Origin of the sequence: Hallella colorans (assembly GCF_003096815.1) — a bacterium.
GTDB classification, from domain to species: domain Bacteria; phylum Bacteroidota; class Bacteroidia; order Bacteroidales; family Bacteroidaceae; genus Prevotella; species Prevotella colorans.
The window spans coordinates 61,697-76,125 of sequence record NZ_QENY01000013.1 but is presented as its reverse complement, the minus strand read 5'-3'; the positions used below and the strand labels follow the sequence as shown (position 1 = coordinate 76,125).

The window sequence follows — 14,429 nt, the reverse complement described above, 5'->3', positions numbered from 1 at the left end:
TTCCCGTCGCCCCATGAGGAACGATTCCGCCCGGGCATCTTCCATGCACTCCCTCAAGTGTTACGCGGCCTGCCGGTATGAGCAAAGCTCTTATGCGTTCTAACCGCCACGGTCATTACGCGCCACGATCTCATCCGGCACCCTGTCGTTTTAAAAAAAAACTTATGCGGACACGCTCTCATGGCACTTTTGAGCGACATCCTGCCATGTAGCGTCGCGGGGAAGAAAAGATACAGATGGGCTTGCCGCTTATTACAACCTAAGTGTTCAGCCCCAACAGCGCGCGCAGGCCACCGTCCACGCCCGAAAAGCCCATGAACGCCAATGACAACAGGCCCGCCGTGAGCAGCACCAAAGGCATGCCACGCATGCCTTTCGGGATGTTTACCATCTCCAACTGCTCACGGATGCCCGCAAAGACAACCAATGCCAAGGCGAAACCGACGGCCGTGGAGAAGGCGTAAACCACGCTCTCCACCAAGTCGAAATCCTTTTGTATCACGAGGATTGCCACGCCAAGAACGGCACAATTGGTCGTAATGAGGGGCAGAAAAATGCCGAGAGCCTGATACAGGGCGGGGCTAACCTTCTTCAAGATAATTTCCACCATCTGCACCAGAGCGGCGATAATGAGAATAAAAGCCAACGTTTGCAGGTACTGCAAGCCATAAGGATTGAGCACATAGATCTGCACAAGCCACGTCACGATGGTGGCCAACGTCATCACGAAAGCCACGGCCACCCCCATACCAATGGCCGTGTCAATCTTCTTGGACACACCAAGAAATGGGCAGATGCCCAAAAACTGGCTCAGGATGATATTGTTTACAAATATCGCGCTGATAAATATTAAGAGATACTCCATAATGTTTAGATGCTAAAATGAGTAAAAACGTGATACGCCCACTTACTCTGGCCTCACCTTGTTAAATATGGCCACCAAGTAGCCAAGGGTGATAAACGCACCCGGTGGCAGCACGAAGAGCAGGATATTGGTTGTCTCGGGCAATAGCGCAAAACCAAAGACGCTGCCGGCCCCAAGAAGCTCGCGCGCCGTGCCCAGCACCGTGAGTCCCAACGTGAAGCCCAATCCTACCCCCACGCCATCCAAGAGGCTCGCTATGGGCGTATGCTTGCAAGCGTAACTCTCCGCCCGTCCCAAAACGATACAATTCACCACGATGAGCGGAATGAAGATGCCCAAAGACTGGTTGACGCTCTCCGGCGCGTAGGCCGACATGAACATTTGCAAGATAGTGACAAAAGCCGCTATCACAACTATAAACACCGGTATGCGCACTTTGTCTGGCGTGATGCCTTTGATGCACGAGATTACTGTGTTGGTGCACACTAAAACGGCCATCGTGGCCAATCCCATAGACATGCCGTTGACAGCGCTCGTGGTGGTGGCCAACGTGGGGCACATGCCGAGCATCAAGACAAACGTAGGGTTTTCCTTGAACAAACCATTGGTGATGATATTCAGATATTTCATGATGATAAAGCTTCTATATGGTTATTCGTTCGCGGCGCGTTGGCCATTCGTCTTTGCGGCGTATGCCTTGTAAGCCTCGTTCACCGCCTTAAGGAACGCGCGACTGGTGATAGTGGAGGCCGTAATAGCATCCACCTGCCCTCCGTCTTTCGTCACCGTGAGCGCGCCCTTGGCGGGGTTCATGCCGATGATGTCGCCCTTGGCTCCCTTTTGGAACCATGCCTGGGCCTTAGCGCCCAATCCCGGTGTCTCCGCATGCTCAAGGATGGAGTAGCCCAAGATGTTGCCACTATTGTCAAATCCCACCAACACGCGCATGTTGCCGCCGAAGCCCAAGGTGGCGCATTCCACTGCCGCGCCGCGCGAGCCTCCTGCCTTGTCGGCCACGCTGTAAACGACATACACGTTCTCTTTGCCTTCCACCATTTGTCTCACGGTGTCGGTTTTTGTAACCTTGATATCACCGGCGGCCATCACTTTCTTGATGCCGTCGGCCAGTGTTTTCTCGGCCTTGGCCGCGATGGGGCCCTCGGTGACGTGGTTCACCCACGCCAATAGGGCCGCGATGGCCAACGCGAAGCCCACCAGCACTGCCACCATGTTGGTGAGCGATGATTTTGTTTTTGCCATGACGCTGTCTCCTTATTTTTTCGCCGGCACTTCGCCGAAACGTTTTGGTTTGACATAGTGATTGATGAGCGGCGTAAATGCGTTCATAATAAGAATGGCAAACGACATGCCCTCCGGATAGCTTCCCCAATTGCGGATTATCACGGTAAGCGCACCGATGCCCACGCCATAGACAATTTGCCCGCGGTGTATCATCGGCGACGACACATAGTCGGTAGCCATGAAGATGGCTCCCAGCATCAGTCCACCACTAAATATCACTTGAGACGGCATGGCGTACACGGGATTGGCCCAATGCAACGCGCCGCTCAGCGCCAACACCGTGGCCAAGATGGTCACTGGTATGTGCCAAGTGATGATGCCCTTCCATAGCATGTAGCCCAGCCCAATGAGCAAAGCCAACGCGCTGACCTCGCCTATCGAGCCGGCGCCCAACCCATTGCCTACGTTTCCGAGAAACATGTCGAGCGCGCTCGGCAGCTTGTCCAGCAAGCCAGCGTCGCCTGTCTTGATGGCCTGTTTCATCAGGCTGAGAGGCGTGGCCCCTGTCACGGCGTCAGCATACTGGGTGAGCTGCCCCACCTTGGGCCACAAAGTCATCTCAGCCGGGAAGCTAACCAACAAAAAGCAGCGGCCCACCAACGCGGGGTTAAAGATGTTGCACCCCAATCCGCCAAAACTCATCTTGCCCACACCGATGGCCACGAGGGCGCCGACGAGTGTCATCCATATTGGGAAATTGCTTGGAAGATTCATGCCCAAGAGCAGTCCGGTGATAATGGCCGAGCCGTCAGAGAGCGTAGCGGGGCGTCTCATCACATATTTGGAGATGGCCCATTCGACAAACATACAGGCGGCGACACTGGTCAAACAGACCACCACCGAGCCCAATCCAAAATAATAAAACGAGACGAGCAGCGCCGGCATGAGGGCCACTATCACTCCCCACATGTTGCGCTCCACGGTATCCGCTCCATGATCGTGGGGCGATAACGAGACTATTAGCTTATTCATGGTCATATAATTCTTAGGTCATTGTTTTTGGTTGCGAGCCTTTATCATGCGCATCACCACAGCCTTGCCTTGCGCTATGTTGTCAAGCATTGGCCTGTGCGCCGGGCAGGTGTACTGGCATGAGCCACACGAGATGCAACTTGTGATGGCCTCTCGCTCAAGCCTGTCATACTTCTTAAACGCCGACAGGGTGGCTATGAGATAAGGCTCGAGCCCCATGGGGCACACCGTGACACACTTGCCGCACCTGATGCAAGGCTGTACCGCCTTGCGATGGGCGTCGACATCGGTCAGCACTGTGATCGCGTTGGTGCCCTTGCACACGGTCACGTCGGTAGTCAGCACGGCCTTACCCATCATGGGGCCACCTGCCAACACCTTGTTATCGCCCTCCGGCAAGCCTCCGCAAGCCTCGATGAGCTGACTGAAAGGCGTGCCCATGCGCACCAAAAAATTAGCAGGATGAGCCATGTGCTTGCCCGTCACGGTGGTGTAACGCTCAAAGAGGGGCTTGTTTTTCATCACGGCCTCGTACGTCGCGAACGTGGTGCCCACGTTGACCACCACCGCCCCCACGCTCACCGGTATGGCGGGTGGGGCGGGCACCTGCTTGCCCGTGACGGCGGCCACCAATTGTTTCTCGCCGCCCTGAGGATACTTTTGTGCCAACGGCACCACCGTGATACGACTGTCCGCGCTCGCTTTCTCGGTCATCAGGCTGATGGCCTTGGGCTTGTTCTCCTCGATGCCTATGTAGGCTTTGTCCACCGATACCGACTTCATGAGCAGTTGCACGCCAACAATAATCTCATCGGCATGCTCCATCATCAGCCTATAGTCAGACGTGATATAAGGCTCGCACTCCACCGCGTTGATGACCACACACTCGGCCACGCTTCCGGGGGGCGGCATAAGTTTGACAAAGGTGGGAAAACCGGCCCCACCCATGCCAGTTATGCCAGCCGCTTTGACACGTCCCACTATCTCCTCAGCGGTCAGTTCAGGGTGCTCGGCCAGGGTTTCCAATTTGGCAGAGCGGTCTATACCATCTTCCCACTCATCGCCCTCCACATTGATGAACACACATGGCTGACGATATCCCGTAGCGTCAAACGTAGTGTCTATCTTGGCCACCGTGCCCGACACCGACGAGAAGATGGGCGCTGATATGAAACCACCAGCTTCGCCAATGAGCGTGCCCACCTTTACCTTGTCGCCACGCTTCACCACGGGCTTGGTGGGAGCGCCGATATGCTGGCACAAAGGAATAACGGCCACTTTGGGCAACGCGGCCGCCACGGTCGCCACGTCGTTTGTCAATTTGTTTTCATCAGGGTGCACGCCACCCATCGGAAATGTGTGTAGTCTCATGCGTTTACCTCCTTTTTCTTTACATCTACGTTGTCAACGCTCGCGCCACCTGTCATCTTGGTGGCCACGTTGGCTTCAGTAGCCTCCGCCACCTTGGGCGCTTGGGGTTTTCTCACGGGGAAATTCACCTTGACGATGGCCGACGTGGGGCACGCGTCCACGCACTTGGTGCACAGACGGCACTTGTCATAGTCTATATAAGAGAGGTTGGCCGCTATGCTGATAGCGTCAAAAGCGCACGCCTTTTCGCATTTGCCACAGCCTATACAAGCCACTTGGCATGCCTTGCGGGCCACGGCACCCTTGTCTTTGTTGACACACGACACGTACACTCTGCGATTGCGAGGCCCTTTCACGCGCAACTCGATTATGTTTCGGGGGCACGCCTTGACACAGGCGCCGCATGACGTGCAGCGGTCGTCCATCACCTCGGGCAACAGCGTATCGGCATTGATATGAATGGCGTCAAAAGCGCACGCAGCCACGCAGTCGCCACAACCCAAACAGCCATAGCCACAGGCCGTCTCGCCAGCGCCTGCCATGTGCATGGCGGTGCATGTCTTAAGACCGTCGTATTGGGCCACGCGCGGCCTGTTGTCACAACTTCCATTGCATCTCACGACAGCCACCATCGGCTTCGAGGCGGCCATGCTCATGCCTAAAAATTCAGCCACGCGTCCCATCGTCGCTGAGCCACCCACCGGGCAGTTCAGCCCATCGATAGACCCACTGTCAGCGCCCTGCACCAACGCCGAGGCCAACCCAGAGCAGCCGGGGAAACCACAGCCACCACAGTTGGCGCCCGGAAGCATCTCCTGCACCTGCTCTAAACGTGGGTCCTCGGCCACGGCGAATTTCCTCGAAACCACAAACAGCACCACCGCGGCGATGAGCGCTATGCTTCCAAGGACAATGACCGCGTCAAGAATGAAATTCATAATATTATTGTTTTTTAATTGATTGTCAAGTGTTATAGATTGTCGTTTGGCAGATATGGTATCTCAACCCATCCTCACTCTATCGTGAACGTGAACCGTTTGCCCAATTTGTCACGCACAAGATAGAGCGCGACATAATAGACCACCAGCGCACCCATGCCACAAAACGCGCTCAACGTCTCGTTGCCCGTGGCCGCCAGCACGCCAAACAACGCGCACGCCATAACCAAAAGGGGGGCGCCAAAACCCAACAGCACAGCCCGATAGCCGCTCTTGAGGTCGGCCATGACCCTGACATGCTGCCCTATCTCATACTCGGCCGCATGGTCGTCGATCACGTCTATACGCTTTTCCTTGCTCTCGGAGGCATTGCAGTGATCTGCCATGCCACAAGCTGCGCACCCCGATGCTTGCATTATGCGCACCGTGATGTGATTTCCGTCTATTTTCTCAATGGTTCCTTTGTGGTTAATAACAGTTTTCATATAGCAAATTGCAAACCGCACCTTGCAATTGCAAAAGTAATAACATTATTCGGAAAAGCAAATAAAAAGAGAATAGTTTTTTATTTATGCTGTTTGAGGCCCCCATGCCCGACGTGGCGTAATGGTATGGTACGCTTGGCCTCGACCATGGGATATTGTCAATATAATTGGTAATAATTAGATCAAGGGAAACCTATCCACGCGGGCTTGGGAACGTGTTTTAATCGTTCTTTTTAAGGACTGAGCGCATGGCAGAGTCACCTGCGTTTCGCCATTGGTATCTATTGGCTCCGTGTTTGGGCATCATTCGGGCTCCCTTTTGAGCCCAATCACCACGCCATTAGGCATCATTCATCACGCCATTAATACCTAATCGGGACAGCACGCGATGCGTATCAACCTTAAGAAACACATGATTAAAAGTATAAGCCGCTATGAAACAACATGTTATGAAGTCATGCAATTTTCTCCATTTTTTGAGGCTCCATGCCATGTTTTTGGGTGTGACATAATTTATAAGAGGTGTTATCAAATTATTTCAACAAAATTTACGTTTACTCGTCTCATGCCTCACCAATAGCAACCGTTTCCCAAACGCACGCACGAGAAAACATTTGGAATGAACGACAAAGGCCACTTGGATAAGAAATAAATTTTTTTATGAAAAAAAATGGAAATGGAATGGAATTTTATTGCGACCTTTGCACTATAAAAATAAACACTTAATAGACAATTAATGATGAAAATAACAAGCACATTGATCTGGCCAATTCTCGTGGCCGTCGCATGGTTTGCGCCCGCTTTCGCCTCGGCGCAAAACGACGCCAAGTTTCACATGGAGCTGGACTACGCTTATCATTTAGGGCTCACGGAGAAGCTCAGTGGCTACAACTACAAGAGCGAGGGCAAGCTGGGTGGGCACGCGCTCACGCTCAACGCGCTCTACAACCTAAAACCCAACATGACCGTGGGCGCTGGCTTCGGATTGAGCCGTTTCAAGCGCGAATACAATGGCGACAGCTTCACCATGCCGCTATACGCCACGTTTCGCTATCGTCCGCTGGCAAGCCACCTGCCGTTCTACGCCTTTACGGACGTAGGTTGCACATTGTTCAACAGAGACGAGAACCATAATTTCACCGGCGGACTGATGGGAACCATCGGCGCGGGCTACCAACTGATGCTGAAACGACACTTCGGCCTGAACTTCAAGGTGGGTTATAATATACAACAGTTTGCCAACACACCTATATATAATAACAACATAGAGAAGAGAAACGAAGACGGGACCATCGTCTACACCAGCACGCTATACGACAAACGCAGCCTGTGGAGACACTCCATACAACTGGGTGTCGGACTGGTATTCTAAAAAAGGAATATGAAAATAAATCGCATCTACACAGCAGACATGAGACGCACGAGCCTGATACCATGGCGTGTCATGCTCATCGCCATCATGCTGCCAATGATATCATGGGGGCAACGCACCACCATCAAGCAAGAGCCAGGCAAGCCGCGACAAGACAAAAAAGCCAACGAGCAGGCCCAACGAGCGAGCGAGCAGGCCGACCCACAACGCAAATCGCAGCCCAAGCGCACGCACACGCTGAGTGGATACGTGAGGGGCGCGGATGGCGAGACACTCATCAACGCCACCGTCTACGACCTCACCAGTCGCCAAGGCACCATGACCAACGCCTATGGCTATTTCTCTATCACGCTGCAAGAGGGCGATCACGAATTGCGATGCGGATACATAGGCTACGCTGATAAGCTCACACGGGTGCGGCTGAAGGCCGACACGCATCTTGACATTTGTCTGAAAGAGAACGCGAGCGTGCGCGAGGTCACGGTGATAGGCGACCTCAACTCGCCCCTCATCAACACACAGACCGGCAAAAGGTCTATCAACGCTCGCGACATCCAGACCGAGTTCTCAACGCTCAGCAGCCCCGACGTGGTGAAAACACTGCAACGCATGAGTGGCGTTGCCGAAGGCATGGAACTGGCCAGCGGCTTGTACGTGCACGGTGGAAACAACGACGAGAACTTATTTATGATAGACGGTACCCCACTCTACTCCATCAACCACATGTTCGGACTGTTCTCGGCCTTCAACACGGACATGGTGAAAAACGTGGACTTCTATAAGAGCGGATTTCCAGCGCGTTACGGCGGCAGGCTGTCGTCGGTGGTAGATGTGCGCACCAACGATGGCAACATGAACCGCACGCACGGCAGTCTTCGCGTGGGCATGCTCGATGGCAGCGTGCACGTCGAAGGACCCATAAGACGGGGACGCACGTCGTACAACATCGGATTGCGTCGAAGCTGGATGGACTTGCTCACAAGGCCTATCTTTGCCATCGTGAACAGTGGCAACCACGAGGACAAGTTTACGATGAACTACTTTTTCCACGACTTCAACGCGAAGGTTACCAATATCTTCAACGACCGCTCGCGCATGGCCCTAAGCCTCTATTCTGGGCAAGACCAGCTTCGAGCCAAAGACGAATCGGACGACGAATACATGAACTGGAAAAGTTCGGACATCTCAAAATCAGACTTCGACTGGGGCAACCTGAACGTGGCGTTGGACTGGAACTACCAGCTGTCGCCCAAGCTGTTCGCGAATTTCACCGCGGTTTACACGTATAACGAGGCCAAACTAAACTCTTTGGAAGACTGCAAATACAGAAACTCAGACGGCACGTCGACCATCGATTACAACGAGAGCAAATACAAATCGACAGTGAACGACCTTGGCTATCGAACGGCTTTTGACTTCCGGCCATCGCCCCATCATCACATCAGGTTCGGGCACGACTACACATGGCACACTTTTAAGCCACAGACACGCTGGCAAAAAGCGTTTTACGGCTCGCGCCAAAACACGGATACCGTAATGGAACAGAGCCACAACAAGCATACGGCGCACGAATGGAACTTTTACGCCGAGGACGAGATGACCATTGATAACAACTGGAGCATGAACACTGGCATGAACGTGACGCTATTTCATATCGGAACCAAGACGCTCTGTACGGCAGACCCGCGCTTGGCCGTGAAATACCAGCCTATGCCACAACTGTCGCTCAAGGCATCGTACACGATGATGAGCCAGTACGTGCACAAGATATCAAACAGCATACTGGAGCTTCCCACCGACTACTGGGTGCCCACCACCGAACGGCTAAAACCCATGCGGTCATGGCAGGTGGCGGCGGGAGCCTACTACCAGCCAAGCCGCCACTGGATGCTGAGCGCGGAAGGATATTACAAGCACACGAACCATTTGCTGCAATATTCGAGTTGGGCAAGCCTTGAGCCGCCTGCGGACAAGTGGGACCAAATGGTGATGGAGGGACAAGGACGATTCTACGGAGCGGAGGTTGACGCAGCGTACACAACCAAAAACTTGGAGCTGAGAGGAGCCTATACCCTGTCGTGGAACGAGCGAAAATTTGACGATTTTTACAAAGGATGGTTTTTTGACAAGTTTGACAACCGCCATAAAATAAACATCACGGCACGCTGGAAGGTCAACGACAAAATTTCGGTGTTTGGCGCATGGACCTACCATTCGGGCAATCATATCACCATGCCAACGCAATATATAACAACGCCCATCGTGCCGGAAGGCGAGCCGAAAGACATGTTCAGCTACGGCACGAAGCACGGCCAAGTACCAACTGTAAACGAGTGGCTATTGGACAACAACTACGTAGACCAAACGACGTTTGTATACGACAAGCCCAACAACCTGCGGCTACCCGCTTATCACCGCTTGGACATAGGCGCAGACTTCCGCCACATTACCAAACACGGACACGAACGGATATGGAACGTGAGCCTGTACAACGCCTACTGCCATCTCAACTCGCTGTGGACAGAAGTGAAAGAGAGAAACGATGGCAGCTTCTATCTCAAGAACCACGCCTACATTCCCATAGTGCCATCAATCAGTTACACTATTAAATTCTGAACCGGCAAGCGCGATGCAAGTCGCGCGCATGGCGTCATGAACATCCCCTAAAAACAAGTACGAAGACATGAAAAGATTATTATACGTAGCCATGGCACTGTCACTCCTCGCAAGTTGCAAGGAAGAGATAAGCATGGATACACTCGACGGCAGCCCCAAGTTGGTGGTATACTGCATGCCCACGGTGGGCGACACCACTTACATAGGCGTGAGTAGGAGCGTGCCAGTGACCAAATACAACAACACCTCGAAGCTCACCCGGGTAGACAACGCTCATATAGATTACACCGTGAACGGGCAATCGATCGCCGTGGAGCATGTGGGCAAAGGATATTACCGAGTTGTGGGACGTCAAAACGCGGGCGACAAAATAGCCCTCAAGGTGCAAGCGGACGGCTTTGAGAGCGTGCGAGCCGCCACCACGATACCCCAACCAGTGCCTATAGGCGATTTGGACTACAACTATGTGAGACGCTACAATGACCTAATGGGGCGGCAAGAGACATTCGACCAAATCACAGGCACGTTCAAAGACGACCCCAACTCTCACGACCATTACGCTGTGAGAGTGAAGATAAAGTGCTACAAAGGAAAGGGCACGCTATATAAAGGCAACTCCAAAGAGTGGCATATATACTACAACGAATACCTGCGAAGACTCAAAGAGACGAAATGTGACTCCACGCGCGTGGAGATGACAGACTCAATTTACTATTACCCACGAGTGTCGCCACGCAGTGAGCCGCTACTGTCGCCCGTATCAGGGATGGACGAGAATTTCGGATTTACGAACAACTTCTTTGGAAACCTTTATATTTTTGACGACAAAGCCATCAACGGCAAGACTTACACGCTGCACCTTGACATCGATCCTAACAACCAACCTATCATGTATGACAAGGATGGGCACATGGTATACCCAAACTATAACTTTGCCAAGGCATACCAATTGGAATTGCTGCGTATAACACCAGAATACTGCAATTTCTTGCGTTCGCTCAACGATTTGGAAAACAACGATTTAGGACAGGCCGGCTTGTCGCTCATCAGACCCATGCAATCTAATATAGACGGGGGATTGGGACTGCTCGGCGGATGGAGCGTGGCAAGCTCAGACTGGAAAATGAGGATAGATAAAGACTTGATTAAAAAGCCTAATGGGAAGATGGCACATTAAGGTTGGGACGTTGAAAGCAGAGATTACATAATCTGATACGGAGGTGGTGTGACCACCTATCAATCGGCGCAAGAGCGAGAAAGAAAACTTTTCAGCGCGGTCCCATCGTCGAACGATGCCGTGCAAGACTCGAGGACACGAACGGACAACGTGCCAACGGCTTGCGCAAGGTCGCTGGCTGACGCAAGCACGCAAGTGTCGCCAGGCAATCCGCAAATGTCGATTTGCTCTATCTCAAGCGCAACGATTAGCCGTAAAACAATGTCGGCCGACGCTGGGTTTTGCATGACGGAACACTCGTCAAGGTTCACTTGCTGGCCGCTGTAGAGCATAGTAAACCCGCCCTTGGTTTCGTTGAGCGAATCTAAAAGGGCTTGCCACACTGCCGCCCCCACAGAATATTGCACGCAATGGGCAGGCAACTTGCCGCCTTTGTGAATGAACGCACTGTGATTATAGGGATGCCACTTGCATGCGACAAGCCTAACCACATAGTCGGAGCCATGCGTTCTGACATAATCGGCAAGACTATCCATCGCCTGCGATGCACCGGGAATGGGCAATGCGCCCGTGATGAAATCAACTTGAGGATTTAACACCAAGAGCATTTTCTTTTTTTCCATTGGGCTTGTGAATATAATGATGATGCGATGGCAAAACTAAGATTTTTTGATGAGACGTCCAAAGGTGACACACTTTTTATTGCCTATGCACGAATTATTTCGTGAATATAGCGCGTAAAATGTCCGAACGACCCCAAAAAGGGCGTGGATGGATATAAAAATCTAACACGATATTGACAGCATAAAGAAAACATCAAGTTTTGGACAACACAGAATAGTATCTATGGCACAAAAGTTTATTGTCACCAAAAGAGGTGTAATGCGCATCGGGCATGTATCGATGCATAAAGATTTGTTGCAAAATGGCGACACGTGCATGGGTGGTGGGTTTTGGCGTTTTGACCCTATCAACGCAAGGCTTGAGTTGAGTGGGCGTTCGTACGACTTTGGCTCGCCCATGTGGGATTACCTGTTGGAACATGACATAACATTGAAAATGCCCGACAAATACCATGGGTTGAGCATCGTCTACAAAGGCAACGACGAAGCAGGAGCGCCTTTGAGGATCAGCGAAGTGTTCAAAATAGAATATATCTGAAAGTGATTTTAAACGCGAAAAAAGTGGCAAGGAATGAGATTGGGCGTCCATTGCCAACATGATACATGACACCTCGAAATGGCATGAGCCATAAAATCAACTCTAAATCAGGCTGATAAACATCTAAAATACAAGCCAAGATACCCCAAAGCCCCCTTCTAAGACCATGCGTCTCGGTATCTCCGAGCGGCGCTCTCTTATTTTATGAAACGCCGCCACACACTTGCCGACAAGTGTATGTCTATCAAGACGGTATCAGAAAATTGATGGATTCGGGCACCACGCTGATCGTAAACGGTCCCACAGGCGTACGCATCAACCGACCGTCAAGACCTATTAGGGCACCCTCGGCTTTTTCCACCCTGACCAAACGAGTGCGGTAAGGGTGCACGTTATGGATGTTAAGCAGTTCGCCCCGCAAGAAAAAGTAAATGCCAGCGGCAATCTGCCTCAACCCTGAATGGTATACCACCGAGACGTCCAACTGCCCATTGTAAGGCACGGCGTTTGGCGTTTGGCCATAGCCAAGGGCGTTTCCGACACAGATAGTCATTACCCGACGGTCTATTTGGTCTGTGTTGATTTTGAGTTTCATCTTGTAATCCAACCGCTGGAATAGTAAAAGTATGAACGAGAAGAAGAAGGACAACCCTCGACTACCAAAGAAATGACGTGTGCGGCGACGCAAATTCATGATTGTGGCGATAAACCCCACGTTCACACAATTGAGGAAATAGCGTTTGCATCGCTCGCCCTCCTGATTGACATAACGCATCAAACCAAGGTCTATCTTCTTTACTCGGTGTCTCTTGAGGGCTTTGATGGTCATGGCATAATCGTCCTCGTCCAAATACCAAAAGTGTGCAAAATCATTCATCATGCCGTTAGGAATTACGCCAAGGGCCACTTTCTCACGCACATTTTGGTCCACTTGCATGAGACAGTTGACAGCATCGTTGAGTGCCGAGTCGCCACCGATGACAACGATGGTATGGTATCCGTTGTCGATAAACATTCTGACCAGCCGGTCTACGCTGCCACGGCTTTCACTTTGCACATGGTCATACAGGATGTTCTCTTTCTGAAGGCACTCCTGTATCTTCTCCCATCTGCGTTTAGACGAGCTTAAAAGTCCTGATTTCGGACAGTAAATGATACCCCAACGATTTTGCTCTATCATAACATTCGTTTTATTTCATTAATTTTTTTCTCCATGCACAGTGCCGCGTCAAGCCAGTGTATGTCGGTGCCGCGACGTTCCATGCCCCTAAACCAAGTCATTTGTCGTTTGGCAAACTGATGTATCGCTATTTCCAACTGCCGATACATCTCGTCAAAAGACAATTTGCCGATAACGTACTCGGTGACATATTTATATTCCAATCCGTAATAAATCAAGTCGGTCGCGGCAATGCCGTTGTCCAAAAGGCGTTTTATCTCGTCTACCATTCCATTGTCAAGACGCTGCCTGAGCCGTTCGGATATTTTACGTCTACGCTCCTCACGGTCAATGTCAAGACCAAAAACGATAGCGTCAACGGGTTGCGCTGGTCGCCGCTCGGCGGTGTGCTCAAGGTTGTAAGTCTCAATCTCGATGGCGCGAATGGCACGTTGGCACGAGTCCACGTCTGTAGTGTTGTGCATGTTCGAGTTGTTCTTTTTCTTGAGCTCCACCAATTTTTGGGTGAGTGTCTCTAACGATTCGCCCTCCAACTGTTTTCTCAACGCCGGGTTTTGCGGCACGGTGGAGAGCGCGTAGCCTTTGAGCACGGCCTCAATGTACAGTCCGGTGCCACCACAAAGAATGGGTTGTGCGCCACGGCTCACGATGTCATCATAGGCTGCCATGAAATCGCGTTGGTAGCGATAAAGATTGTATTTTGAGCCCGGCTCCACTATGTCAATGAGATGATAGGGCACACGCTTGCCGTCTACGACATAGTCTTCCAAATCCTTCCCTGTCCCGATGTCCATGCCCCGGTACACTTGCCTACTGTCGGCGCTGATTATTTCCGAACCCAACTCGTTGGCGAGGGCCACGGCCAAAGCTGTCTTGCCGCAAGCCGTGGGGCCAAGTATAGTTATCAAGCGCGTGCGCGGTTTGCTGCTCAAATCCGCGTTTGTGGTTTGTGGAGACAATATTGCCATGTCGGAACCATTCTTATTCACT

Annotated in this window: 14 protein-coding genes; 4 read left to right on the top strand and 10 right to left on the bottom strand. The window is 51.9% G+C overall.

The genetic code is table 11. The annotated features are described in order from the left end of the window. Positions 1 to 259 precede the first annotated feature (259 nt). The 7 genes from rsxA to C7379_RS07695 all read right to left on the bottom strand — a co-directional run bounded on the left by rsxA (position 260) and on the right by C7379_RS07695 (position 5,933). Positions 260 to 865: an electron transport complex subunit RsxA gene (gene rsxA / locus C7379_RS07725; protein WP_116616780.1), complete on the bottom strand. Its 606-nt coding sequence runs from the start codon at positions 863 to 865 to the stop codon at positions 260 to 262. A gap of 42 nt (positions 866 to 907) precedes the next feature. Beyond that, positions 908 to 1,495 (bottom strand): electron transport complex subunit RsxE, encoded by a 588-nt coding sequence (gene rsxE, locus C7379_RS07720; protein ID WP_116616779.1) that lies wholly within the window; start codon positions 1,493 to 1,495, stop codon positions 908 to 910. Positions 1,496 to 1,516: 21 nt separating this feature from the next. Beyond that, positions 1,517 to 2,125, bottom strand: a complete 609-nt coding sequence (locus C7379_RS07715) for an RnfABCDGE type electron transport complex subunit G (protein ID WP_116616778.1) — start codon at positions 2,123 to 2,125, stop codon at positions 1,517 to 1,519. Positions 2,126 to 2,137: 12 nt separating this feature from the next. Next, entirely contained in the window at positions 2,138 to 3,139 is a 1,002-nt protein-coding gene (locus C7379_RS07710; protein WP_116616793.1) for an RnfABCDGE type electron transport complex subunit D, read from the bottom strand. A gap of 18 nt (positions 3,140 to 3,157) precedes the next feature. Continuing rightward, a complete protein-coding gene (gene rsxC, locus C7379_RS07705; RefSeq protein WP_116616777.1) occupies positions 3,158 to 4,510 on the bottom strand; it encodes an electron transport complex subunit RsxC in 1,353 nt (450 codons plus the stop codon). Then, entirely contained in the window at positions 4,507 to 5,448 is a 942-nt protein-coding gene (locus C7379_RS07700; RefSeq protein WP_116616776.1) for a Fe-S cluster domain-containing protein, read from the bottom strand. Before C7379_RS07700 ends, rsxC begins: the two co-directional genes overlap by 4 nt. A 74-nt stretch (positions 5,449 to 5,522) precedes the next feature. Next, on the bottom strand, positions 5,523 to 5,933 hold the full coding sequence (locus C7379_RS07695) for a SoxR reducing system RseC family protein (protein ID WP_116616775.1): 411 nt from the start codon (positions 5,931 to 5,933) through the stop codon (positions 5,523 to 5,525). 736 nt (positions 5,934 to 6,669) lie between these two features. Between C7379_RS07695 and C7379_RS07690 the strand changes: the two genes are divergently transcribed. The 3 genes from C7379_RS07690 (at position 6,670) to C7379_RS07680 (ending at position 11,098) form a co-directional block, all read left to right on the top strand. Continuing rightward, positions 6,670 to 7,305, top strand: a complete 636-nt coding sequence (locus C7379_RS07690; protein ID WP_116616774.1) for an outer membrane beta-barrel protein — start codon at positions 6,670 to 6,672, stop codon at positions 7,303 to 7,305. Positions 7,306 to 7,314: 9 nt separating this feature from the next. Beyond that, positions 7,315 to 9,921, top strand: a complete 2,607-nt coding sequence (locus tag C7379_RS07685) for a TonB-dependent receptor (RefSeq protein ID WP_243406752.1) — start codon at positions 7,315 to 7,317, stop codon at positions 9,919 to 9,921. 67 nt (positions 9,922 to 9,988) lie between these two features. Beyond that, positions 9,989 to 11,098 (top strand): DUF4249 domain-containing protein, encoded by a 1,110-nt coding sequence (locus C7379_RS07680; protein ID WP_116616773.1) that lies wholly within the window; start codon positions 9,989 to 9,991, stop codon positions 11,096 to 11,098. A gap of 59 nt (positions 11,099 to 11,157) precedes the next feature. Here the strand turns inward: C7379_RS07680 and C7379_RS07675 are convergent, their stop codons facing one another. After that, the gene (locus C7379_RS07675; protein ID WP_116616772.1) at positions 11,158 to 11,721 is read right to left on the bottom strand and encodes a cysteine hydrolase family protein; all 564 of its coding nucleotides are present in this window, start codon (positions 11,719 to 11,721) and stop codon (positions 11,158 to 11,160) included. Between the two features lie 223 nt (positions 11,722 to 11,944). Between C7379_RS07675 and C7379_RS07670 the strand changes: the two genes are divergently transcribed. Further along, complete coding sequence (locus tag C7379_RS07670; RefSeq protein ID WP_116616771.1) at positions 11,945 to 12,259, top strand: hypothetical protein; 315 nt, start codon at positions 11,945 to 11,947, stop codon at positions 12,257 to 12,259. A gap of 244 nt (positions 12,260 to 12,503) precedes the next feature. Here the strand turns inward: C7379_RS07670 and C7379_RS07665 are convergent, their stop codons facing one another. Both C7379_RS07665 and miaA read right to left on the bottom strand, forming a co-directional pair. Beyond that, positions 12,504 to 13,439, bottom strand: a complete 936-nt coding sequence (locus tag C7379_RS07665) for a diacylglycerol/lipid kinase family protein (protein WP_116616770.1) — start codon at positions 13,437 to 13,439, stop codon at positions 12,504 to 12,506. Next, positions 13,436 to 14,407 carry a tRNA (adenosine(37)-N6)-dimethylallyltransferase MiaA gene (gene miaA, locus C7379_RS07660; RefSeq protein ID WP_116616769.1) on the bottom strand — a complete coding sequence of 324 codons (972 nt, stop codon included), beginning with the start codon at positions 14,405 to 14,407 and terminating at the stop codon, positions 13,436 to 13,438. Before miaA ends, C7379_RS07665 begins: the two co-directional genes overlap by 4 nt. Between the last annotated feature and the right edge of the window lie 22 nt (positions 14,408 to 14,429).